The sequence below is a fragment of the Streptomyces calidiresistens genome (assembly GCF_014141525.1).
Lineage (GTDB): Bacteria > Actinomycetota > Actinomycetes > Streptomycetales > Streptomycetaceae > Streptomyces > Streptomyces calidiresistens.
Genome location: NZ_VKHS01001367.1, coordinates 1 through 810 on the forward strand (window position 1 = coordinate 1; position 810 = coordinate 810).

The window sequence follows — 810 nt, forward strand, 5'->3', positions numbered from 1 at the left end:
CTCCTCCGCCTTCCGCCTCCGTCCCCGCCCCGTACGTCCCGGGGAAAGCCTCAACTCTCCGCCACCGGGGCGTACTCCGCGGCGTCCAGCCCGAAGCTCCATGCCACCGCCTCGGCCGCGGTACGGATGTGCGGGGGCACCCTGAGCCAGTAGGTGCGTCGGGAGCCATCGGGCTCGGGGGTGGAGTTGAGGACCTCGACCATCACCACCGGCTCGTCCCCCGTCAGGTGGATGCGCCACAGCGTGCCCCGCTCGTCGCGGTGGACCGGCCGGGCCCCCACCTCCCGCAGATAGCGGTCGTATCCGAAGTGCTCCAACATGACCCGCCGCAGCTCCGCGTTCTCCTCCCCGGTGATCCGCTCGGCCGTGATCCCGCCCAACCCGGCCAGGAAGTCCGCCGGCACCGGCATACCGCGCCAGGCGTACAGGGCGAAGCCGTCCGACCAGGCGATGGCCGGCCCGTCGGCGCGGTCGGGGCGTCCGGCCTCGTCACGGTGGAGTTCGGCGGGGGGCTCGGTGAGGATCGCGACGTCCTCCCGGGGCCACCACCATCCGCAGGCGCCCGTCACCCCCGCGATGCCCGCGAGGTCGGTGTCCGCCCCGGCGGGGTCGAAAGCCGTCAGCCAGGCGGCGTCCCGCTGCGTCGGCGCGGCCTCCAGGAGAACGGCGTGGGCCCGCGCCTCCTCCTCCGCCGAGGGGTCGGAACCCACCAGCGCCTCGACCACCCCGGCGCGCACCCGGTTCACCAGGATCGCGGCGACATCCCACAGCACCGCCCCGGTGGTCCCCCAGTGCTCCGCCCACCCCCGG

General features: G+C 74.8%; 1 protein-coding gene. It reads right to left on the bottom strand.

The window, feature by feature from the left end; translation table 11 throughout:
* Nucleotides 1-50: 50 nt before the first annotated feature.
* Nucleotides 51-810: DUF6745 domain-containing protein (locus tag FOE67_RS27345; protein ID WP_182667497.1), on the bottom strand; the 760-nt coding region annotated here is incomplete at its 5' end.